Source organism: Acetohalobium arabaticum DSM 5501 (assembly GCF_000144695.1).
Lineage (GTDB): Bacteria > Bacillota > Halanaerobiia > Halobacteroidales > Acetohalobiaceae > Acetohalobium > Acetohalobium arabaticum.
Map to the genome: position 1 here is coordinate 1,858,658 of NC_014378.1, position 24,923 is coordinate 1,883,580.

Annotated in this window: 28 protein-coding genes; 2 read left to right on the forward strand and 26 right to left on the reverse strand. The window is 37.9% G+C overall.

The features are described 5' to 3' along the window. Positions 1 to 3 precede the first annotated feature (3 nt). The 16 genes from acear_RS09110 to acear_RS09185 form a co-directional block, all read right to left on the reverse strand. Positions 4 to 1,131 (reverse strand): type II secretion system F family protein, encoded by a 1,128-nt coding sequence (locus acear_RS09110; protein ID WP_245526681.1) that lies wholly within the window; start codon positions 1,129 to 1,131, stop codon positions 4 to 6. A gap of 114 nt (positions 1,132 to 1,245) precedes the next feature. Then, positions 1,246 to 2,292: a type IV pilus twitching motility protein PilT gene (locus tag acear_RS09115; protein ID WP_013278723.1), complete on the reverse strand. Its 1,047-nt coding sequence runs from the start codon at positions 2,290 to 2,292 to the stop codon at positions 1,246 to 1,248. Between the two features lie 14 nt (positions 2,293 to 2,306). Then, on the reverse strand, positions 2,307 to 4,004 hold the full coding sequence (gene gspE / locus acear_RS09120; protein WP_013278724.1) for a type II secretion system ATPase GspE: 1,698 nt from the start codon (positions 4,002 to 4,004) through the stop codon (positions 2,307 to 2,309). Positions 4,005 to 4,108: 104 nt separating this feature from the next. Beyond that, positions 4,109 to 4,987: a shikimate dehydrogenase gene (gene aroE, locus acear_RS09125; protein ID WP_013278725.1), complete on the reverse strand. Its 879-nt coding sequence runs from the start codon at positions 4,985 to 4,987 to the stop codon at positions 4,109 to 4,111. Between the two features lie 972 nt (positions 4,988 to 5,959). Next, positions 5,960 to 6,856, reverse strand: a complete 897-nt coding sequence (locus acear_RS09130) for a DMT family transporter (protein WP_013278726.1) — start codon at positions 6,854 to 6,856, stop codon at positions 5,960 to 5,962. A gap of 18 nt (positions 6,857 to 6,874) precedes the next feature. Next, on the reverse strand, positions 6,875 to 7,345 hold the full coding sequence (locus acear_RS09135; RefSeq protein WP_013278727.1) for a nucleoside recognition domain-containing protein: 471 nt from the start codon (positions 7,343 to 7,345) through the stop codon (positions 6,875 to 6,877). Between the two features lie 24 nt (positions 7,346 to 7,369). Further along, the gene (locus tag acear_RS09140) at positions 7,370 to 7,789 is read right to left on the reverse strand and encodes a nucleoside recognition domain-containing protein (RefSeq protein WP_013278728.1); all 420 of its coding nucleotides are present in this window, start codon (positions 7,787 to 7,789) and stop codon (positions 7,370 to 7,372) included. A gap of 25 nt (positions 7,790 to 7,814) precedes the next feature. Next, on the reverse strand, positions 7,815 to 9,635 hold the full coding sequence (gene feoB, locus acear_RS09145) for a ferrous iron transport protein B (RefSeq protein WP_013278729.1): 1,821 nt from the start codon (positions 9,633 to 9,635) through the stop codon (positions 7,815 to 7,817). A gap of 175 nt (positions 9,636 to 9,810) precedes the next feature. Next, positions 9,811 to 10,239, reverse strand: a complete 429-nt coding sequence (locus acear_RS09150) for a Fur family transcriptional regulator (RefSeq protein WP_013278730.1) — start codon at positions 10,237 to 10,239, stop codon at positions 9,811 to 9,813. A gap of 61 nt (positions 10,240 to 10,300) precedes the next feature. Next, positions 10,301 to 10,795 (reverse strand): 2-amino-4-hydroxy-6-hydroxymethyldihydropteridine diphosphokinase, encoded by a 495-nt coding sequence (folK, locus tag acear_RS09155; RefSeq protein ID WP_013278731.1) that lies wholly within the window; start codon positions 10,793 to 10,795, stop codon positions 10,301 to 10,303. Continuing rightward, positions 10,792 to 11,160, reverse strand: coding sequence for a dihydroneopterin aldolase (gene folB, locus acear_RS09160; RefSeq protein ID WP_013278732.1), 369 nt, complete (start codon positions 11,158 to 11,160; stop codon positions 10,792 to 10,794). The genes folK and folB overlap by 4 nt, the downstream gene beginning before the upstream one ends. Before the next feature lie 2 nt (positions 11,161 to 11,162). Beyond that, a complete protein-coding gene (folP, locus tag acear_RS09165; RefSeq protein ID WP_013278733.1) occupies positions 11,163 to 12,362 on the reverse strand; it encodes a dihydropteroate synthase in 1,200 nt (399 codons plus the stop codon). A 23-nt stretch (positions 12,363 to 12,385) separates the two neighbouring features. Continuing rightward, a complete protein-coding gene (locus tag acear_RS09170) occupies positions 12,386 to 12,898 on the reverse strand; it encodes an HD domain-containing protein (protein WP_013278734.1) in 513 nt (170 codons plus the stop codon). A gap of 98 nt (positions 12,899 to 12,996) precedes the next feature. Then, positions 12,997 to 13,416: a hydrogenase maturation protease gene (locus tag acear_RS09175; RefSeq protein ID WP_013278735.1), complete on the reverse strand. Its 420-nt coding sequence runs from the start codon at positions 13,414 to 13,416 to the stop codon at positions 12,997 to 12,999. Between the two features lie 57 nt (positions 13,417 to 13,473). Further along, positions 13,474 to 14,589, reverse strand: a complete 1,116-nt coding sequence (larC2, locus tag acear_RS09180) for a nickel pincer cofactor biosynthesis protein LarC2 (RefSeq protein WP_013278736.1) — start codon at positions 14,587 to 14,589, stop codon at positions 13,474 to 13,476. Positions 14,590 to 14,611: 22 nt separating this feature from the next. Continuing rightward, positions 14,612 to 15,463 (reverse strand): NAD(P)/FAD-dependent oxidoreductase, encoded by an 852-nt coding sequence (locus tag acear_RS09185; RefSeq protein ID WP_013278737.1) that lies wholly within the window; start codon positions 15,461 to 15,463, stop codon positions 14,612 to 14,614. Between the two features lie 225 nt (positions 15,464 to 15,688). On the opposite strand from acear_RS09185, the gene acear_RS09190 reads away from it, so the two are divergent. Together acear_RS09190 and acear_RS09195 are read left to right on the forward strand one after the other, a co-directional pair. Next, positions 15,689 to 16,984: a phenylacetate--CoA ligase family protein gene (locus tag acear_RS09190; protein WP_013278738.1), complete on the forward strand. Its 1,296-nt coding sequence runs from the start codon at positions 15,689 to 15,691 to the stop codon at positions 16,982 to 16,984. Between the two features lie 21 nt (positions 16,985 to 17,005). Then, a complete protein-coding gene (locus acear_RS09195; protein ID WP_013278739.1) occupies positions 17,006 to 17,437 on the forward strand; it encodes an ACT domain-containing protein in 432 nt (143 codons plus the stop codon). Between the two features lie 146 nt (positions 17,438 to 17,583). Here the strand turns inward: acear_RS09195 and acear_RS09200 are convergent, their stop codons facing one another. The 10 genes from acear_RS09200 to larA all read right to left on the reverse strand — a co-directional run bounded on the left by acear_RS09200 (position 17,584) and on the right by larA (position 24,920). After that, positions 17,584 to 17,967, reverse strand: a complete 384-nt coding sequence (locus acear_RS09200) for a DUF134 domain-containing protein (protein ID WP_013278740.1) — start codon at positions 17,965 to 17,967, stop codon at positions 17,584 to 17,586. A gap of 146 nt (positions 17,968 to 18,113) precedes the next feature. Next, positions 18,114 to 18,461, reverse strand: a complete 348-nt coding sequence (locus tag acear_RS09205; protein ID WP_013278741.1) for a DUF5320 domain-containing protein — start codon at positions 18,459 to 18,461, stop codon at positions 18,114 to 18,116. Positions 18,462 to 18,613: 152 nt separating this feature from the next. Next, a complete protein-coding gene (locus tag acear_RS09210) occupies positions 18,614 to 19,408 on the reverse strand; it encodes an Mrp/NBP35 family ATP-binding protein (RefSeq protein WP_013278742.1) in 795 nt (264 codons plus the stop codon). A gap of 23 nt (positions 19,409 to 19,431) precedes the next feature. Further along, complete coding sequence (locus tag acear_RS09215) at positions 19,432 to 19,785, reverse strand: NifB/NifX family molybdenum-iron cluster-binding protein (RefSeq protein WP_013278743.1); 354 nt, start codon at positions 19,783 to 19,785, stop codon at positions 19,432 to 19,434. Between the two features lie 5 nt (positions 19,786 to 19,790). Then, positions 19,791 to 20,657, reverse strand: a complete 867-nt coding sequence (locus acear_RS09220) for an ATP-binding protein (RefSeq protein WP_013278744.1) — start codon at positions 20,655 to 20,657, stop codon at positions 19,791 to 19,793. After that, entirely contained in the window at positions 20,654 to 21,496 is an 843-nt protein-coding gene (locus acear_RS09225) for an ATP-binding protein (protein ID WP_013278745.1), read from the reverse strand. Before acear_RS09225 ends, acear_RS09220 begins: the two co-directional genes overlap by 4 nt. A gap of 19 nt (positions 21,497 to 21,515) precedes the next feature. Then, complete coding sequence (locus acear_RS09230) at positions 21,516 to 21,878, reverse strand: NifB/NifX family molybdenum-iron cluster-binding protein (RefSeq protein ID WP_013278746.1); 363 nt, start codon at positions 21,876 to 21,878, stop codon at positions 21,516 to 21,518. A gap of 224 nt (positions 21,879 to 22,102) precedes the next feature. Continuing rightward, positions 22,103 to 22,564, reverse strand: coding sequence for a Fur family transcriptional regulator (locus acear_RS09235; protein ID WP_013278747.1), 462 nt, complete (start codon positions 22,562 to 22,564; stop codon positions 22,103 to 22,105). 149 nt (positions 22,565 to 22,713) lie between these two features. Beyond that, on the reverse strand, positions 22,714 to 23,424 hold the full coding sequence (locus acear_RS09240; RefSeq protein WP_013278748.1) for a FadR/GntR family transcriptional regulator: 711 nt from the start codon (positions 23,422 to 23,424) through the stop codon (positions 22,714 to 22,716). A gap of 221 nt (positions 23,425 to 23,645) precedes the next feature. After that, positions 23,646 to 24,920: a nickel-dependent lactate racemase gene (gene larA, locus acear_RS09245; RefSeq protein WP_013278749.1), complete on the reverse strand. Its 1,275-nt coding sequence runs from the start codon at positions 24,918 to 24,920 to the stop codon at positions 23,646 to 23,648. Positions 24,921 to 24,923: the final 3 nt, after the last annotated feature.

Here is a 24,923-nt window from a genome sequence, read left to right on the forward strand (position 1 = left end):
TTTTTAAAACCCCTGCATCATATTAAACATCGGAAGCATCATAGAAACTACAATACTACCTACTACTAAGCCTAATATCAAAATTAAAGCCGGTTCAATTAGCGAAACCATACCTTCTACTTTATGCTCCACTTCCTGATCATAAAACTGGGCTACTCGATTCAGCATCTGATCTAAGCTACCGGTTTCCTCTCCAATTCTGATCATCTGAATTACCATCTGGGGAAATAGACCATTCTGTTGGAGCGGATCAGCCATACTTTCACCGGCACTAATGCTATTCCGAGCTTCATTAAGCTGTTCTGCTACTATCTGATTGGAAACTACCCTACTTACTACCTCTAGCCCTTCCAAAATAGTAACACCGCTGCTGATTAAAGTACCCAATGTCCGGCTGAATCTGGCTACTGAAATCTTGATAATCAAATCGCCAAATAACGGCAGTTTAAGCAGCAGCCAATCTATCTGCCGTTTTCCCCTATCTGTCTGATAATAGTAATAACTAAAGGATATAACTACTAAAACTGCTCCTACAAAAAGATACCAGTAGCTGGATATTAAATTGCTAGTAGTCAGTAAGATTCGTGTCGGTAGCGGCAGCTGAATATTCATTCCGGCAAAGATATCAACAAAGGTAGGCAGAATAACTGTAACTAAGAAGACAACTACTCCCACAGCCACCAGAGTAATAACTGCTGGGTAGGCTAGAGCTGATGTGATCTGCTGTTTCATCTCATTCTCTTTTTCGAAGTGGTCGGCCATCTCCAGTAAGACTTCATCCAGGATACCGCCGGTCTCTCCGGCTTCTACCATACTGATAAAGAGCCGGGGAAAAACATGGTCTTCTTCCTCTAGGGCATTGGAGAGAGATACTCCGCCTTCTACATGTTCCTGAACAGATCTAATTGCTTCACGTAATTTGGGATTCCCTGTCTGATCACCGAGAATATCAAGGGCTCTAACTAAGGAAACTCCAGCATCTATCATAGTAGCAAACTGGCGGCAGAAAAGAGCTAGATCTTTTAATTTTACTTTCTTAAACTGCTTTAATTTATCTCCTAAACTGCTGCTTTCTTGCTCTTCTTCAATTGAAGTAATATAATAGCCTCTATTTCTAAGCCTATCAATCACAATCTCTCTACTTTCAGCCTCTAAGGCCCCTTCTAACTGCTCACCATTCTCATCCCTTACCTTATAGCGGAATACTTTAGTAATCAGACTCTCCCCCCCTTAACATTGAAGTTGCTAAATCTGCTTCTTAAGGGTCTCAACATTAACCGCCCGTTCTAGAGCCATTTTTCTACTTATCTTGCCGTTTAAGTATAGATCACGCAGCGAATAATCCATCGTATGCATTCCTTCATCACTTCCAGTCTGCATTACTGATTCCAACTGATGAGTCTTATCTTCTCTAATTAAGTTTCTGACTGCTGAATTAGCAATCATGAGCTCCGTAGCCACTACTCTATCCAGATTATCAATTGTCGGCAGCAGCTGCTGGGATAAGACCCCTTCCAGTGTTAATGCCAGCTGAGTTCTAACCTGAGTCTGTTGATGGGCCGGAAAGACATTAATGATTCGCTCAATTGTTTCCGAAGCATTATTAGTATGTAGAGTAGCCAACACCAGATGGCCAGTTTCAGCAGCAGTAATTGCCGTCGAGATAGTTTCTAAATCTCTCATCTCACCGACTAAAATTATATCGGGATCCTGTCTTAGAGCCGATCTCAAACCATTAGCAAAATTATCAGTATCCTTTCCTACAGCCCGCTGATTGATAATACTCCGTTTATGCTGATGAACATATTCAATTGGATCTTCTAAAGTAATGATATGCTTGTCCATCTTACTGTTAACCAGATCAATCATTGAAGCTAAAGTGGTCGATTTCCCGCTGCCAGTAGGTCCCGTTACTAAAAAGAGACCACGCGGCTTTAAAGCCAGTTCTTTTAATTTCTCCGGCAGTCCTAACTCCTCTAGACTCAGAATCTCATTAGGAATAATCCGCAGAACTGCCGCCGGATTCCCCCGTTGTTTAAAAACATTAACACGAAAGCGATAGTTATCCAGATGATAAGCAAAATCTACTTCACCTGTTTCCTTATATATTTCTTCTTCATTAGACCCCAGCATTCCTGCCACTAAACCATTAATTTTGTCAGAATTTATCTTGCTATCACATAACTTCCGTAAATTCCCATTAATTCGCGCCGTCGGTTCAATTCCTACAGTCAGATGAATATCAGAAGCTCCTACTCTAATCCCTTCCCGCAGAAGATCATCTAATTCCATAGATCCCTCTCCTTCTAATCTACATAGACTTTGGTTACTCTCATAACCTCTTCTAAAGTAGTAATCCCCTGATTAACCTTCTCTAAGCCTGAAGACTCCAATGTAATCATACCATTGTTTACCGCCTGCTCTTCAATCTCAGCAGCCGAAGCTTTCTTAACAATCAACTTCTTAATCTCAGAATCAATCTCCAAAATCTCATGAATCGCTGTTCTACCTAAATAGCCCCGCTCATTACATCGGCGGCAGCCATCTCCTTCATAGATTTCCAATACTTCCTCACCATCTATATACTTACCTAAATTAAAATCAACTGCCAATTCTTCGTCCTTAGCCTTACAGTTATCACAGATAGTTCTAACCAGCCGCTGAGCAACAACACCGATAACTGAAGAAGCAACTAAGAAAGGTTCAATTCCCATATTGATCAGTCTCGTTAAGGCCCCCGCAGCTTCATTAGTATGGAGAGTAGTTAAGACTAAATGTCCCGTTAGTGCAGCATGAATAGCAATCTCTGCCGTCTCTTTATCCCGAATCTCACCAACCATCACTATATCCGGATCCTGCCGGAGAATAGATCGAAGTCCATCAGCAAAAGTAAGTCCTACTTGGGGATTGGTCTGAACCTGATTGATTCCGTTCAGAGTATACTCAACTGGATCTTCAATAGTAATAATATTCTTCTCTTCTGTATTCAACCGATTAAGTGCCGAATAAAGCGTCGTTGTCTTGCCGCTGCCGGTTGGACCAGTAATCAATAACATCCCGTGGGGCTGTTGAATCATAGATTTAAAGTCTGTTAAATGCTCAGGTAAGAATCCTAACTCATTAAGCTCCAGCATCAGATTATCCTTATCTAAAATCCTGATTACTACTTTCTCACCCTCTATCGTCGGCAGAACCGAAATTCGAAGATCTATCTCTTTATCCCTGATCATCATCTGAATTCTGCCGTCTTGAGGTCTGCGCCGCTCAGCAATATCCATGTCAGCCATAATCTTAATTCTAGAAACTAAAGCAGAATGAGTATGCTTGGGAATATCCATTTCATTTCGCAGAATACCATCGACTCTATATCTAACCTGCACTTCATCTCCCTGAGGCTCTATATGAATATCGCTGGCCCGCAGCTTAACTCCTTCATTGATAATATTATTTACTAATCTAACTACCGGCGCCTCATCTACCATCTCGCGCAGCCGGTCTACTTCCATCTCTTCCTCACTGTCAAGTTCTATCTGTCGGGCATCTATATCCTCAATAAATTCATTAACTATATCTTCGCTGCCAAAATACTGTTCTATAGCCTGCTGAATCTCATCTTCACTGGCAATCACCGGTATTACTTCACAGTCAGTCTTAATTCTAATATCATCAATAGCCAGTACATCGAGAGGATCAGCCATAGCAACTGTTAAAGTATTATCCTCTTTCTTAATCGGAATTGCCCGATGTCTTTCAGCCAGCGACTGTGGAATCATCTTAATTACCTCGGAATCAATAATGAACTTATTGAGATTAACCTGTGGAATCCCTAACTGATATTCTAAAGCCTCCATTACATCCTGTTCGGTAACCAGCTTCATCTCCTTTAGAACAGTACCCAACCTCTTTTCAGTTCCCTTCTGCTGTTCTAAAGCCTCCTGTAGTTCTTCTTCAGTAATAAATCCAACATCAACCAGAATATCCCCTAACCGTTTCTTTTTGATCACCTTTACCACCTGCTAATATAGATTTGAAATAAGTATATCTTAATATTAAACTTATATCTATAATTAACTATCATTTTCTAAAAACCTGCAAAAATTCTTTAATTTTACTCTAATTCAATATTATCTCTGATAGTTTCCGCCATTAACTTTACCGGTGCTTTCTTTCCTGTCCAGATTTCAAAAGAAATTGCTCCCTGATGGACCAACATCCCCAGTCCGCTGACGGTTTTGGCTCCTCTATCCTTAGCTGCCTTCAGCAGACTAGTTTCAACAGGATTATAGACTAAATCACTAACCACCATATCAGGCTGAATCAACTCCGGCTCAATTACCGGCTCTACATCAGATTCAGGATGCATTCCGATAGGAGTAGTATCCACCAGCAGATCTATTCCGCTTATAATTTTCTTTAACTTCTCCTGTTTAAGCGGTAAAGGCTGAACTGTTTCCATTTCTAATCCTTTTTTAATATCAGAAACTAAATCTTCAGCCTTCTTAAAAGTACGGTTAGCAACATAAAGCCTCTCAACCCCTTCTAATCCAAGCTGAAAGGCCACAGCCCGAGCTGCACCACCCGCACCAACAATTAATACATTCTTATTCTGCGGCATAAAGCCTTCTTCCTGTAATGATCTAACAAAACCGCGTCCGTCGGTATTATACCCGATTAACTCTCCAGCTTCATTTTTGATTGTATTCACAGCACCGATCAATTCAGCTTCTTTTGATACCTGATCCAGATAAGGAATGACTGCTTCCTTATGCGGAATAGTAAGATTTACTCCCCGCAGATTAAGGCCCCTAATTCCCTCTACTGCTGCTTTTAAATTATCAGGCTCTACTTCAAAGGGAAGATATAGATAATCCAGATCTAACTTTGAAAAAGCTGTATTATGCATCACCGGAGATAAAGAATGCTTCACTGGATAACCGAATAAACCAACTAATTCTCGCTCCTCTAGATTAAGATGGTCCAAACTCATGGTATTTCCCTCCAATATAAATATATTTTTTCAACCTAATATTATAGACGTCAACTTAAGTTGAATTTTGGTAAAGTGCAGCTATATTGATATAATGTTGCAGTTTAGAGTTGATATCTTGCAAACGCTCCGAAAATCAGCCCTAGTCAATCAGCAATAAACTAATCTTAGAGATACGATTTAAAGAGCCTACTTTATATGTTAATTATCTTCTCTTATGGGGCTGCTTTAAAGTCGCTTGTTGCAAGATATCAACTAATTGTGCAAAATTATCTGAGGAAGCGTTAAAAAACCAAACCAATGAAATTTCTGTACTATAAATAGTCAATATGTGTCCAGAGCGACTCTTAAAAACAGTTTGGAGCCATGGACGGCGGAAAACTGTTTTTTGACAGTGAGCGAAACAGGACGTTGAGCGAACGACAAGCGGCGGATACATATTGACTATCCCCGGAATATCATGAATGAGACCATATTAGCTACAAGTGGGAAGTGACACAATATATCAATTATGTTTTGAAAGTTTAGGAAATAATCCGTAACCCTCCCTTTTTCAAATGGGAGATATAAGGATTAGCAAATATTAATTTAAATAATTGATATTTGCTCCATAATTTATTATAATATAGATGTAAATCACAAGTGAATATTGGAGGTTGCAGTAGCTAAACCTCTACTGTGTAAAATATTCAGGGGGCTCGTTGTAGATAGAAGACACTAAATCTTCTAGTAAGCACTTATAGAGATGCTTACACTTCTATCTTGAGCAATAAAAGTATCTCTGAGTCTAGCACCTATGCTAGATAGGAGTAGTGGCATTGGACACGCCGATTGGGTAACTTGCTTGATATTACGGGTAATTCCCATAAAAGCAAGCGACCATGAAGCTCGGTATTTCAATGCCGAGTAGTTCACTAACAGTATCACTACGTAAATCAATTGAGCTCATTATTTCATCACCCTTAATTTATTTTAAACCGCTTCTTCTTTTGGTTTACTTAATTTCAATTCAGCGATAATCATACCGACAACGATTAGTAATCCACCCCAGTAACTATTCACACTAATAACCTCTCCTAGATAAAAGTAAGCAAAAACTGCGGCAAATACCGGCTCCATAGAAAAAATAATAGCAGTTCTAGTCGGTGTTGTAAATTCCTGGGCCTTATTCTGTACTACTAAGGCCAAGGTAGTAGCAAAAAACGCCATATAGACTACTGCACCCCAGAGTTCAGGCTGCAACACCACCTCAAAACTCCCTTCCACTAAAGACGAAAAACCACTCAATAAAGCTACTGTTGTAATCTGGACTATAGTCAACAGAATTGAATCCTTCTGCTGAACATACTTTCCTACTAGTAGAATATAGACAGCCAGGGAAACTGCACATAAAAAGACCAAAAAATCACCAAAATTAAAGATAAACTCTCCATTAAACGATAATAGACCAAGTCCAATAGTAGCTAAAGTAACACCAATAACCGTTAACATGGAAGGTATCTTCTTTAGAATAATTGCTGATAAAATCGGTACAATAACTACTGATAGACCTGTTAGAAAGCCTGCTTTAGAAGCAGTAGTATAATTTAGACCTACCACCTGAAAAGCAAAGCCTCCAAATAAAAAGATTCCTACAAAAGAACCGAGCTTAATAGTCTCCCAATCCAATTTCTTCAACCGGCGGTGAAATATTAATACCAATACTATAACTGCTGTCCAAAACCGCAGCGTTAGAAAGTAAAACGGTGTTACTATATCAAAAACGCCCTTCATAATTGCAAAGGTTGTCCCCCAGACAAAGACTACAAATAATAAAGCTAAATCTGCTTTAATCCTCTTTTTAAATGATACTTCTTCATACTCTTCCATCTTCTTTTCCACTCCATTCTATGACTCTATACTAGTCTCTATTTCTTCGGTTCCCTTAATCAAGAACTTACTGAATATATATGTAATTCCAACTGCTAAAAATAATCTTGTAGCCAGAATAACTCCTCCGCGGCCTCCTACTGCCACAAATAATAATGTATCTTCAATCACAGCATGACAGATTGCTAAAAAAACAGCCATAACCAATAATTTATTCTGCGAAATATTCTCCTCTTCTGAAATCTGAATAATTACACCTGCTCCATATGTTAACCCAAATATCTGTCCTACCAATAAAGGCAGAGCAGTTTTGGCAGGTAGCTTAAAAATTTTAAGTACAGGAGCAAATAGCTGCGAAACCTTGTCTAAAATACCGATATCCCTTCCAATCTCAAGCACTACCATCAAAGGGAAAATAATTAAAGCTATTTGTTTAAGTGTACCGAACCCCTCTACTATGATCTCATTAATAATTTCATTCCAGGGCATAACTTTCCCTCCAATTACTGTATTTTATAGTAATAAATTAAGTATATAGCCTGTTAATAATGATACTAGAATTCTTAAACAGACTAACGGCAGAATCTTGACTTTAATCCGCTTAATTACTGCTGCTTCTATAATTAAAGCATGTGAAATTCCAAGCATAGTTCCTAAGATAGTTATTTCTCGAATTGAAAAATCAAGGCCTGTTACTACTCCCAAAGCAGCATAATTATTCAGCAGATAACCGCTGATCAAGGCTAAAATAGCTTCCCCTGAAAGCCCTAAATGCTTCATTACTGGTGCTACCCAGGTAGCAAGTATCTCAATTAATGGAGTATATTTCAGAATCGTTACTAGAATATGAACCGGAATAATTATCTTCACTAAAGTTAAGTAAGTATTCCATCCCTTCTGTAATCCCCGCTTAATTGTATCCTGTCCTATCACCTAAATCCTCCTTTTAAAATGATAACTAAATTAAAACTTGAGCCAATACTCCCCCGATACCAAAAGCAGATAGCCAGCTACCTATCCAGATCAGAATAGTTTCTTTTAAATTCCGCTCTTTAAAGATAACCATCATTGAAGCAATACAGGGAACAAATAAAGTAGCAGTAACTAAGGCTACCAACGTTTGAGGCGGAGATAGAGCCAGCTTTGTTAAACCTGCTACTCCAAAGTCTCTGCGTACTATCCCCATAATAAAGACTACAGCCATCTCTTTAGGTAGTTTAAGCCAGTTTACAATAATTGGAGCTACAGCATCTTCTATAACTCCTAACCAACCGTTTATCTGCATCAGAGTAATAATCAATGAACCCAGTAAAAAGATAGGTCCTGCCTCCTCTATAAATAGCTGGGCTTTAGTAAAGGTCTTAGTTACTACATTACTCAACCGCGGTACTCTAAGCGGCGGCAGATCAATTAACAGACCAGTCGATCCTCCCGACAGTCCCCAGTTTAAAATTACGCCGGCTGCTATTAATACAAAACATATAATTCCAGCATAAAAAAGTAGATACTTAAATCCCAACGGGCTAATCAAACCTACAATAACTCCCAGTTGGGCTGAACAAGGAATAGCCAGCCCCAATAAAAAAGTAGCAATCATCCGCTCTCTTTTTGAACCCAGTAATCTAGTAGTAATTACAGCCATAGTTACACAGCCAAACCCCAAAATCAAAGGGATTACAGCTCGACCATTTAGACCTAATTTACTTAAAACTCTATCGGTTAAAGTAGCCACTCTAGGCAAATAACCCGAATCTTCCAACAGAGATAAAAAGAAATAAAACCCGATTACTAACGGTAGTAAGAGGCCAAAAATATAAGTTACAGTCATAGTCAGCAGCCCAAACTCTCCTACTAAGATATTTCCTAAGATAGAATTAACTGGAATAAACTCAGTTACTACACTACGAATGAAAGGTTCATAAATCCCTTCCAGAACTACTCCCTCAGTAAAATCAACCACCTTTTGAGCAATTAAGACGCCTACTACCTGATAGATAATAAAGAGAACAGATAATAGAATCGGAATACCAGTTAAGGGCTTGACCATCAATCTACTTAATCTAGACTTCAACGAATTACGTCTAATCCTTCTTGTTACAACCCGATTAATGATCCGATCAATTCTTTTTCGCCGCCTGCGGTAGATTTTCTCCCTATTCTTTCCTTCATCGGAAAACTTAATTCCATATTTCTCCGCTAAATCAGGGTCATCTTCAAGAATCAATAAAGCTTCAGGCTGATTAACTCTATTGTTGAACCTTTTCAACTTCCGCTGTAGTTTATGATCACTTCTGCCAGTCCTAGCTTTAAAGAGAGCCTCCTTAACCTTATCCATGCCCTGTCCTTCAGTAGCAACTGTTCCTATTACTGGCACTCCTAATTCTGCTTCTAATCCCTCAACATCTATTCTCAATCCCTGGCGTTTAGCCTCATCCATCATGTTAAGTGCAACTACTACTGGAATTCCCATATCTATAATCTGTTGAGTCAAGAATAGATCTCGTTCTAAATGGGCTGCATCAACTATATTCAAGACTACATCAGCTTCAATAATCACATCACGCGCTACAGTTTCTTCCTCATTAAAAGAAGATACTCCATAAACTCCTGGAGTATCAACAACTACATTTCCCTTATAATACCCGTGACTGATATCCAAAGTTGTTCCGGGGAAGTTAGATACATCAACATAGATACCGGTTAATTCATTAAAAAAGATAGACTTACCCACATTTGGATTTCCTGCTAGAACTATAACATCTTCTGAGCAGTCATCCATTCATTCTGCCTCCTCTAAACTCAGGCTAATTTAACTCCAATCCCATCCATAAAATAAATTCCCTTAATATATAATTATTACTGCTGCTTTAATTATATTCCAGTTAACATCTAATATCAATAATTCATTTAAATTATATTGAAAACTATTATCAATAACCTCTAAATAAAAAAGGCTATTGACAGTTCTTACAATAGCCGTAAAATTTAATTCTATGGTCTGTCACAGAAAAATTATGTTCTTGCTCAATTCCTGTTTCAAAGTCTTCTAGTATTTCATCATTAAATTCGGTAATACTACCACAATTAATACAGATTAAGTGATGATGGTGCTTATTTTCATGATTCAATTCATATCGACGACAGTTATCATCAAAATTTAATTGATGTAGGATATTCAAGTCACAAAAAAGCTCTAAAGTTCGATAAACAGTAGCTAGACCAATTCCTGGTTCTTCCTCTTTAACTCTAGCATAAATCTCTTCTGCACTCAGGTGTTCTCCTTCATTCTCTATTATACTCTCTAAAATAATCCGGCGCTGGGAGGTCATTTTATAATTATTGGCTGCTAGTTTATCTTTAACATTCTTAATTTTAATAGTCATATTTTCACCTACTAAATTTAATATTGTTTTAGCAGTATTATACCGTACAGCTTTATTATTGTCAAATTCTTAGGCAGCTCTTATACTCCACCACATCAGCTTTATGGGGCAGTTCATCCAAAAGTTCAGCTGCTGTTTTTCCTTCATAAACTACTTCATCAGTCAAATCAAGCAGCGGAACAAGCACAAAAGCCCGCTTGTGGAAGCGGGGATGAGGAATAGTAAGCCGCTCAGATTCAATCTCTTTCTCTCCAAATAGAATAATATCTATATCTATTGTCCTCGGCCCCCAACGAATTTCACGGGTTCTATCCAATTCAAGTTCTACTTCTTGAATGTAATCCAATAATTCCAGAGATGCTAAAGTAGTCTTTACTTCCAGTACTAAATTAAGAAAGTCATCCTGATCAGTATAGCCGACAGGTTTAGTTTCATAGACTGGTGAACTGGCTATTACTCTAATCCCAGAATGGTCCTGTAGCTTCTTAATTGCCCTTTGTAGGTATTCTTCTCTACTTTCTTTATTAGAACCTAAGCTTAAGTAAACAGTAGTCACGACTTACTACTCCTTTCTATCTCCACTTCCACCCAATCCAGGACACCAGGAATTGGAACTTCAGGCTTCTTGACTCTAACTGCTATCCCCTCTAGAATAGAATAATCTCTCAATAAACTATCTGCAATCTTTTCAGCTACTGCCTCGATTAAATCATATGAATCTCCTTCTACTATCTCCTTTACCTTTTGATAGACTTCAGCATAATTAATTGTCTGATCAAGCCGGTCAGTCATTCCTGCTTCCTGTAAATCTATCTCCAGCTCCAAATCAACAATAAACCGCTGGCCTAATTCCTTTTCTTCAGCCAAAGCACCGTGATAACCGTAAAATTCAAGCCCTTCCAGTCGAATATAATCACTCATGTTTATCTCCTTACCATTGCATCAGTCATTTTAGCTACCCGCGCCATCTCTTTTACATCATGGACGCGGACTATATCTGCTCCATTAGCAATACCGATACTTACTGTAGCTCCTGTTCCCTCTACTCGCTGGTCAACCGGCAGATCAAGAGTATTCCCAATCATTGATTTACGAGAAGTACCAAGCAAAATCGGCTGACCAAGACTTTTAAATTCACCTAACCGCTGCATAATCTCTAAGTTATGGTCTGTTGTTTTACCGAAGCCGATACCAGGATCAACAATTATTTTTTCTCTTTTAATTCCGGCCTCTAAACCGACATCTATACTTTCCTGCAGATAATTTAAGATCTCTGAAATTAAATCTTCATAACTGGGATTCTGCTGCATATTTTTAGGACGGCCCTGAATATGCATCAATATCACTGGTGCATCATACTCAGCAGCTACTTCAGCCAGCTTGGGATCCTCTTTGAAGCCGGTAATATCATTGATAATATCTGCTCCCGCCTCTAGAGCCCTTCGTCCTACTTCGCTCTTATAAGTATCAACAGAAATAGGAACATCTATCCTGGGAGTCAGATATTCTATTACCGGAATCACACGTTCCAATTCCTCTTCCAGCGGTAGAGGATCAGAACCAGGCCGCGTTGATTCTCCTCCGATATCAATGATATCGGCTCCATTATCGATCATCTCCTGAGCCCGCTCTACTGCTGTATCAAAGTCATTATATTCTCCGCCGTCAGAGAAAGAATCCGGCGTTACATTCAGAATTCCCATTATATAAGTCCTTTTGCCGAAATTAAATTCATAATTCGATCCAGAAATCGAGCCTAATTCACTTTGATAAGAATCAAGAGTTTCTAAAATTAATTCACCTATTTCTCTCAAACCAAAAGGCTGCTGGCGAAGTACCTTCTCTACTTTTTTATAGATACTCCTTGTCCCCATCAAAATCAGATCAGTCTCCTCTACCTGCAGTCCAGCTCCCTCTCTCGGCAGAGCCACTTCTCCTCCCTTGGATAACATCTCCTGTTTTAGAATCAAAGCTGCCTTCAGAGGTATATCCTTCAGCTTAATCAAGTAATACTGGGATTTAGGAGCCATAATATTGATCCCTGATTTATCTGTTCCCAGCTCCTCTAGTTCTTCTTTAAAGCTAGCCTCATCCTTAATCTCTAATACTCTCGCCTGCTGCATATTATCCTCCCCTTCTACTTAAGTTAATATTTGATAGTAGGATTCTTAACACTCTTACACTTTTCCCGAGCAAAACATTCTCGACAGTTTCGCGATAGATTATCTCCTCTACAGAGCAAACAGCCTAGAATCGATTTATCACTGTCTGGCTTACCTCGATGTTCTTTGATTGCTGTTAAAATTATCTCTTTCTCTAAAGCAGTATATCTATACTTCTCTAATAAGTCTACAGCCAGCTTAGCACTCACTGCTGCATGATCCTGACCAGTATCATACTGCTTCCAGCGGCCGATATCATGCAGCATTGCTGCCGTATAGACTATCTCCTTTAGATCATTCTTCTCTTCTAGCTGCCACTTAGTAAGTAATTCTTCAGCTAACTCCTCTTCTAAAATTAAAAGATAAGTAATTCTAGCAACAGCTATAAAATGCTGCCAGGTATGCCTGCAGAAGATTCTATCCTGCTCCCGCTGGTGATTCTTCTGTAAATAAGAGTTATATTCCTGACTATCAATAATTTTATTCAGCCGTTCCATGTCAATCACTGCCTTATTAAGATAGACTTACCTAATTTATTCAATAGCAGAGTTGGATTTACCTGCAACTTAGACCTAAAAAATAGCTAACAGGACTGCTAAGGATTGATCCTTAGCGGTCTTGTTAGCATCTGTTCAATTACAGATTCAATTTCTGTTGAAATCTCTTTATACTTCTTAACTAGAGGAAAGGATAATTCACTTCCCCAATCAGTCTCAAAGACCTCAATTGTAATTATCATTAACTTCTCCAGTCTTCCAGCTTGATCGAGGGCCATAGTTAAGTAATTCAGACTGCCTGGACTCTCAATTTTTTCTACTGTATCCAATACTATCACCTTTTTAACAGTTAACTGCTGTAAGAGATTGAATAAATCCCGGCCGTCTACTCCTCCATTAATAAACTTGATCGGATACTTACTGAATCTATCCTGTAAGCTATCCAGCAGATAAATACCGATTCCTCGATCCTGACGGGAAGTATTACCGAGCCCAACTACTGCCAATTCATAGCCCATTAAATCACCTGCTTATAATTAGTAGCTATTATCCATTCTTTCCAAATCTAATCCATATTATGTATCAAGCCTATCAATACTGGCTACTGTTCGGCGATATACTTCTTTTAACGGCAGATCTAGATCCTCAGCTGCCTGCTTACAGGAATCATATTCTGGAGCAATATTTACTAATTTATCTCCTTTAAAACCCAACTTGACATCCACTTCTCTACCTTCGAGGCTAATCTGTCTAATCTCACGTTCCAGCTTATACCTCTGCTGTCTGTTAATCCTGACTCCTAATGTTGTAGTTTCAGCAAAGATAATCTCCAGCAGATTATTCAAGTTCCTTTCTGCTGTTAGAACTGTTAACTTTTGTGCCGGCCGGTTCTTCTTCATCTGAATCGGAGTTAAGTAGACATCCAAAGCCCCTACCTTGAATAACTGCTGTATAATATAATCATAAAACTCCTGGGACATATCATCAATATTGGTCTCAACTGTTATTACTTCATCCTGCTGGTACTCAGCTTCTTTATCTATGCTACCTAAAGTGATTCTTAATTTTTCACTGCTTTCTGTAATCAACCCATAACCGCTATCTTCTAAGATCATATTCTGTCCAGAATTGAATTCATCGACTAAACTGCTAACTAGTGCCGCTCCCAACTCTGTAACCAGCCTTTCTTTATCAGCAAGAAAAGAAACCGGGTTTCCTTTTAATAATTCCAATACTGTAAACTCAGGGGATTCTCCCAACCGAATAGAAGAAGCATAAATCCTTTCTAATTTTAACATTTTTATGCCGTTTAAAATCCCTAATATATACACTAAAGCTGTAATCACTTCTCTAAGGAACAGCTCTGTTTTAATTTTAAATAAAGCTGCAAAGATCTCTAAAGCCTCTTTGATAAACATCTCATCTAAATTAGAGCTGCTAATTAACTCTTTAACCTCTTTATAATCCAACATTTCTTCTTCCAAATCAGAATCCAGCCCCAATTCTACTCCCACTCTCTTATCCTGAACTGAAACTCTAACTCTTTCTACCAAGTCAAGCTCAAGTTCTGTTAAGTTCAATCCTGATAGGAGCTTCCTTAAATTATCTACTTTCCATCCCAAATCTATCACAGCACCTAAAATACCAGCTGCATCAACTCCATTAGTTAAATCAAAATAAGCAACCTTCATTTTATTTAATAGCTCCTTACTTCTATTCTACTGCATTCAAAATAGCAACCTGTCCTTCTCCTACTGCCTTCGGCAGCTGCAGCGGCTTGCCGACACAGTCTCCAGCAGCATAGACCCCTTCGACACTGGTTTCAAAGTTGCTATCAACTTTGATATAATTATCCTCTAGATCCAGGCCATCTATAATCTCATCTGTAGGTACAGTAGGACGAAGGATCATTACTCCAGCCACTTCTAAACTTCTATCCTCCAGCACCAATTCATCTACAAAGCCATCACCCTTGATCTCTTCTGGTTCAGATTCAATTATTTCGACCTCTGAAGCCAGCTCTTCATAATCAAGATCATCCTCTGGAATGAAGTAAGTAGTTTCAGCCAGTTCAGCTAAGTAATTAGTCTCTTCCACACTATCCTCGGCATAACCAAGTACAGCCACCTTTTTACCTCTAAATAGCTTTCCATCACAGGTAGCACAGTAACTAACTCCCTGGCCTAGAAATTCTGTTTCACCATCAATCCGATTTGGATTATTAACACCTGTAGCCAAAATTATTTTATCAGCTTCATAATTCTCCTGGTTAGTAGTAATAGAAAAGTATTCTCCCATAGACAGAGTCCGAATTACTTTCTTTTTAATTACGGGAATCTCCAATTTATTTATATGGTCAATAAATTTATTAACCAATTCTTGGCCATCAATATCATAAAATCCTAGATAATTATCCACATGCGGAGCATCCCAGATCTTACCGCCTAACTGCTGATTCTCAAAGATAGCTACTTCCTTATTTCTAATCTTAGCATTAATTGCTGCCGATAGACCTGCCGGTCCACCGCCAATTACTACAATATCAAACTTTTCTATATCGTCCATAAATTAATTCACTCCCATCAATTAAAATTTTATTACCAAAAATCTTTCTATAGCAGATAGTATAATAATTATTACTACAAAAAATACATAACTCCTTTAAAAACAAAAAATCTGTGCAAACTTGACCTGCAGAGGATCAATAATAAATCTTGATATAATAGGATTGATATGTTACAATATGGGAAATATCTAACATAATTTAGCGAGTAGCAAGGAGGGACTATTTTGATCTGGAATAAAGAGTATGAAGCAATTGAGCGTAAAGAATTAACTAACCTACAAGTGAGAAGACTACAGCAAACAATACAGAGAATTTATGAAAATGTTCCTTTTTATAGAAGGAAATTAGACGAAAAGGGAGTTGCAGCAGAAGATATTACTTCCTTATCTGATTTATCCAAACTCCCATTCACTACTAAAGATGATCTGCGTGATAACTATCCATTCGATTTATTTGCAGTATCATTAGACGAAATTGTTAGAATCCATTCTTCTTCTGGAACTACTGGTAAGCCTACAGTTGTTGGCTATACAGAAGAGGATATTGAAATCTGGACTGAATTGATTGCTAGGACTATGACTGCTGCCGGAATTCAAAAGGGAGATATTGTCCAGAATGCCTTTGGATACGGTCTATTCACCGGCGGTTTAGGAATTCATTACGGAGCAGAAGAAGTAGGAGCCTCAGTAGTCCCTATCTCCGGCGGTAATACTAAACGACAGATTAAATTAATGGATGATTTCGGCAGTACAGCTCTGCTCTGTACTCCATCCTATGCTCTCTATATTGCAGAGGTGGCTGAAGAGTTAGGCTTCGATATCAAAAATTCAGAACTTCAAGCAGGTATCTTCGGTGCTGAACCATGGTCAGACAGTATGCGCGATGAGATTGAAGACTTATTAAACATTACAGCAATCGATATTTATGGATTAAGTGAGGTCATCGGCCCCGGAGTTGCTACCGAATGCCAGGCTCAGAATGGACTACATATTTTTGAGGATCACTTCATTCCCGAAGTGATAGATCCAGAAACTGGTGAAAAATTAGGATACGGTAAGCAGGGAGAATTAGTCTTTACTACTATTACCAAGACCGGTCTACCGGTAATTAGATATAGAACTAAAGATATTTCGGTACTCCATAAAGAAAAATGCAGCTGCGGCCGTACCTTAGTTAGAATGGAGCGAGTCAGCGGCCGCGTCGATGATATGTTAATCATCCGCGGAGTCAATGTCTTCCCCTCTCAGATTGAGAGTGTATTACTGGATATCAGCGAAACTGAGCCCCATTATCAATTAATAGTTGAACGAGAAGGACGATTGGATAAATTAGAGATTCAGGTTGAAGTCTCTGATAAGATCTTTTCCGATGAAGTTCGGCGCCTGGAAGAGTTAGAACGAAAGATTCACCATGAAATTGAAAGTGTCTTAGGCATTTCAGTTCAGGTTAAATTGGTAGAGCCAAATACTATTCCCCGCAGTGAAGGAAAAGCAAAACGAGTAATTGATAAGCGAAAATAAGAAGAAAGGGGTTACAACCAAATGAAAGTAAAACAGATCTCTATTTTTCTAGAGAACAAATCAGGTAGGTTAGCTGATGTAACTACTGTTTTGGGAAAAGAAGATATCAATATCAGGGCCCTTTCAATTGCTGATACATCTGATTTCGGCATTCTGAGACTGATCGTTGACCAGCCTAAAAAAGCTCTAGAAATTTTAAAGGCTAAAAACTTCACAGTCAGCGAAACTGAAGTAATTGCTGTCGAAGTTAGCGATGATCCTGGAGGCCTATCGCAGGCATTGGCAGCTTTGAAAGAGGAAAATATAAATATTGAATATATGTATGCCTTCATTGAAAAGTCCTCAGAAGATGCTTTAGTAGTCTTTAGAGTTGAAGAGATATCAGCCGCAATATCAGTTCTAGAAGAAAAGGGATTTAACCTTCTAAAGGCTGAAGAAGTTTATAAATTATAATCATCAAGAGTCGTATGCTAGTTAGCATACGACTTTTTTATTAATCTATTCTTGAGTAGATAAAAAACTTCTTTAATTTACAGACTATATCACAATAGCCTATTAAACCAAAGAAGCAGTCATCTACCTATCATATTTTTATCCCCCTAATCACACTGTGGACAGACCTGCTGGCCCCAGCGGTGTCTTCCATTTTTCTGTTTAGGATTAAAATCACTACCACATTTTGCACAGCGCGGCTTAAACCTATAATTACCTCCTCGAAATTTAAGTGACTTTCCTTCAATTAAAGCATCAGTAATCTTTTTTCTTGCTTCAGTCAAAATACGTTGAAAAGTCGGCCGCGAAACTTCCATCCGTTCAGATGCTTCTTGCTGCGTTAAATCTTCTTTATCCTTGAGCCGAATCGCTTCTACTTCTTCAATAGTAAGGCTAACCTCTTTTAATTCCCGCTTAGGAATGCCTACTGGCTTAAAAAACTTAACTTCTGGTATATAACCAACCCGACGTTCTTTAGGTGGACGTCCCATATTATCAACTCCATTCTCATTTAATTCATTTAGATTAATTATATTATTATTATATCATATTCCTAGTAGATATCAATCAAGAGAGATCACTATTATTTATCAAAAAAAATAGCCTACCTGAAAATTAGGTAGGCTATTTTTACTAATTATTCTTTATTATCATCTTTTAATTCTAAAATTCGTTCCTGAATTGCTTCTAACTCATTTTCTAATGCTTCTTTTTCTTGCTGTAAATAATTAACTTCTGCTTCTGTTTGATCTACATTGGAATTATTAACTGGACGTGGACGGTAGGCTGGTGTTCTTCTACGACCCATTGCTCGTCTACCAGCACCGCGTCTGCCCATGCCGCGGCCGCGTCCTAAACCTCTTCCCATTCCTCGTCTAGGACCATCATTCATATAACCTGGCACATTATAACCTGCACAAAAACCAGCACCTCTACCTGTCATAGGGCCAAATCCTTCTGGACCTGTTCCGTCTCCGCAAGGCATCTGCATCACTCCTTACTTTATTTTTTTGATCATTTGTTCATTACAACTTTATTATAACGTATTTATGATCATATGTCAAGAAGTAATCTAATATTTCACACTTGCCTCTTTATTTAAAAATCGGCTTCCGAATTAACGGAAGCCGATCAAAACTAGAGATGCTTATCCATAATTTTCTTAGCAATAGAGATAAATTCTTTACTTACATCTGACTCAGGCTCTTCCAGTATAATTGATTTTCCTTGGTCACTATCTTCTCTAACTGCTGGTAATAAAGGTAACTCACCTAGAAGTTCTGTTTCCAATCTCTCAGCCATGGCTTTACCTCCGCCTTGACCGAAGATATACTCTTTATTCCCACAGTCAGAACATTGATAATAAGACATATTCTCTACTACTCCTAATGTTTCACATTCCAATTTATCGGCCATTTTTCCAATTCGACCGGCTACATTAGTAGCTGCAATCTGAGGAGTAGTTACAATCACTATCTCCGAATCAGGCAACTGCTGCATAATATTTAACGGCATATCACCGGTACCCGGCGGTAAATCAAATAATAGATAATCCAGTTCTCCCCACTGCACTTCTGTCATGAACTGTTCTAAAATTCCATGCAGCATAGGTGCCCGCCAGATAATAGGATCTTCTTCTTGAACTAAAGATCCCATCGACATAACCTTAATCCCTTTAGCAACCGGTGGCTTTAACTTTTTATCATCTATGCCCTCTGGTTCTTCTGTTAAACCTAGAATTCTGGGAATACTAAATCCTCGAATATCAGCATCGATAATTCCTACTTTTTTACCTAATTCACTTAAAGAAACTGCCAAATTTACAGTTATAGTAGACTTACCTACACCGCCTTTCCCGCTGGCTACTGAAATCATCCCTTCATTTACACTACCGTATTCCAGTTTGAATTTTCCATCCTCTAATTCATACATTATTGACTATCCCTCCTTCAAATTTAGTGGTCACAGTCATGTTCATCATGGTCACAGATATCTCCTTCTGCATCCAAGTTTCCAGCTAAATACTCTTCAATAGCTTCATCTACCACACCAGTTACACCAGTCTCTGATTCAATTCCGTTCTGATCGAATAAATCTTTAGCTCTACGTCCCATTCCTCCAGCTAAAACAACATCTACATTACGTTCATTCAGATACTTAGGCAAAAATCCCGGTTTATGGCCTGGATTTTCAATTAATTCTTTACTCTTTATTTCATCTCCATCAGCTTCTACAATAGTATACTGCGGACAGCGACCAAAGTGTTGTGCTACATTATCACCATCAGTAGGTACTGCTATCTTTTTCATCAAAATCACTCCTTAAGTTTATTATTTACTCTCTTCCAGATCCCTTTTAAAGCAGCCGTTACTCTACTTTCAGGATTATAATCAACAATTAATTCTCCCTGACGCATTGCCTCTACTACTTTTGAATCAAAGGGAATCTTACCTGCTAACATAATATCCTGCTGCTGGCAGAATTCTTCTATCTCAACAGTTATATCTTCATTTAAATCAGATTTATTGATAATTACTAAAGCATTAATTCCAAAATGTTCAGTTACCTGTAAAACTCGTTTTAAATCAGCCAGTCCAGACTTAGTCGGCTCTGTTACAATCAGAGTCATATCAGCTCCATTTAAAGAAGCAACAACCGGACATCCAATTCCCGGGGAACCATCGATCAAGACTAAATCCTTTTCCTGTTCTTTAGCAATCTCTTCTGCTTTCTGGCTTACTTCACTAACTAACTTTCCCGAATTTTCAGCTCCAATTCCCAGTTTAGCATGAACCATAGGCCCAAATCGTGAACGGGATAAGAAAATATTCCCTGTCTTTTCTACAGTAAGCTGTAAGGCATCAGTAGGACACTTAGCTGCACATAAACCGCATCCCTCACACTTAACTTCATCTATTTCATAATCATCAGTTACTGCTCCAAAATTACAGAGCTTCTTACAGAGGCCGCAGTCAATACATTCTTCTTCATCTTTAACTGCCACTTTACCACCTTTATAGCTCTGCTCCTCTAAAATTTTAGGTTTCATTAACAGATGCATATTAGGTGCATCTACATCACAATCAGCCAAGACTAAATCTTGGGCTAAAGCAGTTAAATTGGCAGTTACTATTGTCTTACCGGTACCGCCTTTACCGCTAATCACTGTTACTTTCTTCATTCTACCACCTTCTTTGCTTCACAAACAACTTCTTGAAAATGCTCACGCCACTCAGGCATCTCTTCTACAAAAGGAATCCCTTCTGAATAGAGTTCAGCTATCTCCCGCTGAAATGGAATCCGCAGTAGAATTGGAATTCCTTCTACATTACAGTACTCTTCAATAATCCCGTCTCCATCTTCTTCAGAACGATTAATAACTACACCGTAAGGCTTTTTAAGCTTTTTGACTACCTCTACTGCCATCTTAAGATCATGGAGACCAAAGGGGGTAGGTTCAGTAACCAGAATACAGTAATCACTATCAGTAACCGCCTCTACAGTAGGACAGGTAGTCCCTGGAGGCGCATCCATAATTACTGTTTTATCTTCATTAGTATACTCCTTTAACTTTTCAATCACCGGTACCGCTGATATCTCACCGATATTCAATTCACCCTGCCAGAACTCTAAACCATTAATATCAGGATCCCATCTAATCTCTCCTGTCTTTCTATCTTTAGCTGTAATAGCCTCTTCAGGACAGATATGTTTACAACCGCCGCAGCTGTGGCATAATTTAGGAAAAACCATTAAATTATCACCAAATAGAGCTAAAGCATTATATTCACAGAAATCTATACACTGCTGGCAATTCGTACATTTCTCCTCATCAATCTCTGGTACTTCCCGCAGAACCAATTCAGATCTATCAGCAAAATCCGGTTTAACAAAGATATAAGAATTCGGTTCTTCTACATCAGCATCGATAAACTGTACATTATCCAATGATAAAGCTAAATTGGTAGCTACAGTAGTCTTACCTGTACCTCCTTTGCCGCTTAAAACAGTTATCTTCATGACTAATCATCCTATCTATTTATCCCATGTGCCCGGGATTAGTTGGGTTATCTAACTTATCTAACTCTCCAGCCTTATAGGCTTCAACTACTTCTTTTAGGCTTCCTCCATCTACAGTATATATATCAATCCCAGCAGATTGTAGTGCCTTAAAAGCTTTAGGTCCTACCTTTACTGAAATTAACTCCTCTACTCCTTGGTCTGATACCATTTGAGCTGCTTCAATACCTGCTCCACTAGAAGCATTAGCAGCAGAATTATCTATAAATTCTACCTCCATTGATTCTGAATCAATGATAGCAAAATAAGAAGCCCGTCCAAAACGCGGGTCTACTTCCGTTTCTAGTCCTGTATTATTACTAGCAGTTACTGCAATCTTCATTAATACCAACTCCTTTTTTATATTTGTTGCTGACTTGAAACACAGGAACATTATAACATAGTTTTGATCATATGTCAATAAATATTAGATTATTCTCAGCTGAATTTTTCATATATCACTTAATTGATATAAAGTTGCAGTTTCCCAAAATTAATCTTAAGCTAACACCTATGATAATCACTTATATTATTAGGAAAACTGAAATATTTATTCTCAATTACTATTCACGAATTACTTCTACATTCTTTACAATATCCATATATCTGCAGCGAATAATCTGTAATTTGAAACTCTTTAGTCTCCATTACTTCTTCTTTTAGACCATCAGGAAGAAAATTCTCAATCTCCATAACTTTACCGCATGATTCACAGATTAAATGGTGATGTTTAAGTTTATCTCCAAATATGAATTCATATTTAGCTGACTTATCATCAAAATTCCGCTTTACAACTACTCCCAACTCTTCAAGCAAGTCTAGATTGCGATAGATTGTTGCTAGTCCAATAAAATCATTCTTTTCTTTAATTAAACTATAGATATCATCCACCGAAAGATGTTGGTCACTATTTTCAATAAGTGTCTCAAGAATAACCTTTCGCTGTGAAGTCAAATGTAAGTCTGTCTGCCACCGTATATCACTTATAATTCCTCTAACTTTTGAGTCTTTCTCGGTCTTTAATGCCATATAAACTCCTCCTATTATGTCCTGGTAATTATATTATAACCACTTTTTGAACATATGTCAATAATAGACCAAAATAAAAAGCTACCAATAATAAAATATTGATAGCTACTTAACTTTATGTCTTGATGATAAAGTTACCGATTATAAATTTATTTCATTAATTTTTCTAGCTCATTCTTTGTTGTTTCTAAGTGATTATACATACTTTCTCGAGCCAGCTGCGGTTTTTTTGCAGCTATATTTTCATAAATCTTTTTATGCTGTTTATATAACATCTCATTATTACCTTCAACAGTAAATAATTTCTGTCTACTTTGACCAATAGCTTGAATCAACAGATCAGAAATAGTATACATAACTTTAGTAAACATCTGATTATGTGTGGCTTTAACTATTGCAATATGGAATTTAACATCTGCTTGATCCCCTAATCTACCTTCTTTGACATCCTGTTCCATATCCTGAATGACTTCACCTATTCTTTCAATATCTTCTTCAGTAGCCCGTTTAGTTGCCAAAGCAGCACTTTCAACCTCTAATATTTTTCTAACCTCTATTAATTCAAACACATTATCTGTATCTCCAGCCAGAATTAAAGCTAACGGCTCCACTACTTTATCTTCTTTCATCTCTTTAATAAAGGTTCCCTCTCCTGGCCTACTTTCAATTAAACCTAACATTTCCAACACACTAAATGCTTCTCTAATGGAAGCGCGGCTGACATCTAATTCTTCGGCCATAGCCCGTTCTGACATCAATTTATCTCCCGGCTCTAAAGTTCCATCAGTAATTAATTCCCGAATCTGTTCTATTATCTGTTGATAAATTCTCTTATTTTTAATCGGTTTAAAAATTGACATACTTTCTCTCTCCTATCTAGTTGCTAACTCAACCCTTTTAATTTAAATCTAAATAAATATTAGTCACATTAATTATTTGTTTCTATAATAAAGTAAATTATTCCTGCTATATCTGAAAAATTAATTAAGAAATACAAAATAAAAGAGATTCTCTATATGATATAGAGAATCTCTTGGTAAAAAATCAGTTGTAAACTTTCTATCTAGAAAAAATATTTAAATTATTTAACTATAACTGAAACACCATCAGGTACTACAGTAATTTCAGGATTATCATTATTAACTATTTCCTTAGCCATTGTTACTGCTTCGTCTATATCAGAAGCCCACTTCATATGCATATCTTCTACCATTTCCCGCGGGGCATCAGTAACCATAATTACTTCAAACTGTAAAAGAATCCGGGCTAGAACCTGTGACTCCCATTGGTCGGGAACTGTTTCATTTCTACCTCTAACTTCAATTTCTTCCATAACCTCAGGTACAGTTTCAGCTTCAGCAAAAGTACGGTAAAAGCCCTCTCCACCATGTCCATCTGAACATTCCGAAGCTATTATAATAACTCCGTTTTCATTACAGGTGGCCTCAGCCGCCGTCATACTCTTAACCGACTGATAAATATTCTGATCCAATGGATAACCGCCATTAGTAGTTACTACTATATCAGCCGGTTTAGATTCGGCTCCGGCCAGCTTCGTAACAAAATCACATCCCTCTAAATGTGCTTCTTGATAATGACCAGCGAAAGCATTAATTACTTTCTTTTCTTCATTAATAGCTACGTTGAGAATAAAGTCCAAACCTGCTTCTTCAGCTGCATAAAGCATATCTTCATGCATAGGATTACCGTCTAAAATACCGGTCCTTGCGTGATCATGGCCTACAAACTCTGCACAATGATTGGCTAACACAGTCTTCTTGCTGGCAATTCCAGGTAGAATACTCTTTCGCCCACCAGAAAATCCGGCAAAGAAATGAGGCTCAATAAATCCTTCTGCTATTAACAAATCAGCTTCAACAGCCAACTGATTTAAAATCAAGTCTCCTCCGGAAGGTAGAGTGCCAATTTCCACTAAACTATCTTCATCACGGCAGTCATGATTAATAATTCTCTCATTGTCAACAATTTCATCTCCGTACTTATCCCTAAGTTCTTCTTCTGTTGAAGCACGGTGGAACCCAGTAGCAACTAAAATTGTAATCTCCGCTTCTGGATTTCCAGCCCTAATCTTATCTAATAAAATAGGCATCGTTACATGGCTGGGCACAGGACGAGTATGATCACTGGAAATAATTACAATTTCTTCTTTATCCTGGGCTAACTCCTGTAAAGTAGGAGTTCCAATAGGCTCAGCTAGAGCCTCTTTTACTAATTCTTTCTCTGATTTTTCAACTGTATATTCATGGGTTTGAGAAGTTAAAACACCTTTAAGTTCATCTTCAGGAAGCTCCAAAGTCAATTTTTCTTTTCCATAAGGTAATTTTACAGTAGTCACTTT

Bases quoted from the DNA above. Each gene is read 5' to 3' on its own strand.
- acear_RS09170 (WP_013278734.1), bottom strand. From the start codon at position 12,898: ATGGAACGGCTGAATAAAATTATTGATAGTCAGGAATATAACTCTTAT.
- feoB (WP_013278729.1), bottom strand. From the start codon at position 9,635: ATGGATGACTGCTCAGAAGATGTTATAGTTCTAGCAGGAAATCCAAAT.
- acear_RS09195 (WP_013278739.1), top strand. From the start codon at position 17,006: ATGAAAGTAAAACAGATCTCTATTTTTCTAGAGAACAAATCAGGTAGG.
- folB (WP_013278732.1), bottom strand. From the start codon at position 11,160: ATGAGTGATTATATTCGACTGGAAGGGCTTGAATTTTACGGTTATCAC.
- acear_RS09200 (WP_013278740.1), bottom strand. From the start codon at position 17,967: ATGGGACGTCCACCTAAAGAACGTCGGGTTGGTTATATACCAGAAGTT.
- folP (WP_013278733.1), bottom strand. From the start codon at position 12,362: ATGCAGCAGGCGAGAGTATTAGAGATTAAGGATGAGGCTAGCTTTAAA.
- acear_RS09215 (WP_013278743.1), bottom strand. From the start codon at position 19,785: ATGAAAAAGATAGCAGTACCTACTGATGGTGATAATGTAGCACAACAC.
- acear_RS09175 (WP_013278735.1), bottom strand. From the start codon at position 13,416: ATGGGCTATGAATTGGCAGTAGTTGGGCTCGGTAATACTTCCCGTCAG.
- acear_RS09130 (WP_013278726.1), bottom strand. From the start codon at position 6,856: ATGGAAGAGTATGAAGAAGTATCATTTAAAAAGAGGATTAAAGCAGAT.
- acear_RS09240 (WP_013278748.1), bottom strand. From the start codon at position 23,424: ATGTCAATTTTTAAACCGATTAAAAATAAGAGAATTTATCAACAGATA.
- acear_RS09135 (WP_013278727.1), bottom strand. From the start codon at position 7,345: ATGCCCTGGAATGAAATTATTAATGAGATCATAGTAGAGGGGTTCGGT.
- acear_RS09185 (WP_013278737.1), bottom strand. From the start codon at position 15,463: ATGGACGATATAGAAAAGTTTGATATTGTAGTAATTGGCGGTGGACCG.
- acear_RS09210 (WP_013278742.1), bottom strand. From the start codon at position 19,408: ATGTATGAATTAGAGGATGGAAAATTCAAACTGGAATACGGTAGTGTA.
- acear_RS09150 (WP_013278730.1), bottom strand. From the start codon at position 10,239: ATGACTATTAAAATTAAGAATGTTAAAGATAAACTAGCAGCCAATAAT.
- larC2 (WP_013278736.1), bottom strand. From the start codon at position 14,589: ATGAAGGTTGCTTATTTTGATTTAACTAATGGAGTTGATGCAGCTGGT.
- acear_RS09225 (WP_013278745.1), bottom strand. From the start codon at position 21,496: ATGAAGATAACTGTTTTAAGCGGCAAAGGAGGTACAGGTAAGACTACT.
- acear_RS09230 (WP_013278746.1), bottom strand. From the start codon at position 21,878: ATGAAGATTGCAGTAACTGCTAGTAATAATACAGGACTAGAAACGGAA.
- aroE (WP_013278725.1), bottom strand. From the start codon at position 4,987: ATGAGTTTGGACCATCTTAATCTAGAGGAGCGAGAATTAGTTGGTTTA.
- acear_RS09235 (WP_013278747.1), bottom strand. From the start codon at position 22,564: ATGGCATTAAAGACCGAGAAAGACTCAAAAGTTAGAGGAATTATAAGT.
- acear_RS09220 (WP_013278744.1), bottom strand. From the start codon at position 20,657: ATGAAGAAAGTAACAGTGATTAGCGGTAAAGGCGGTACCGGTAAGACA.
- acear_RS09115 (WP_013278723.1), bottom strand. From the start codon at position 2,292: ATGGAATTAGATGATCTTCTGCGGGAAGGGATTAGAGTAGGAGCTTCT.
- acear_RS09205 (WP_013278741.1), bottom strand. From the start codon at position 18,461: ATGCCTTGCGGAGACGGAACAGGTCCAGAAGGATTTGGCCCTATGACA.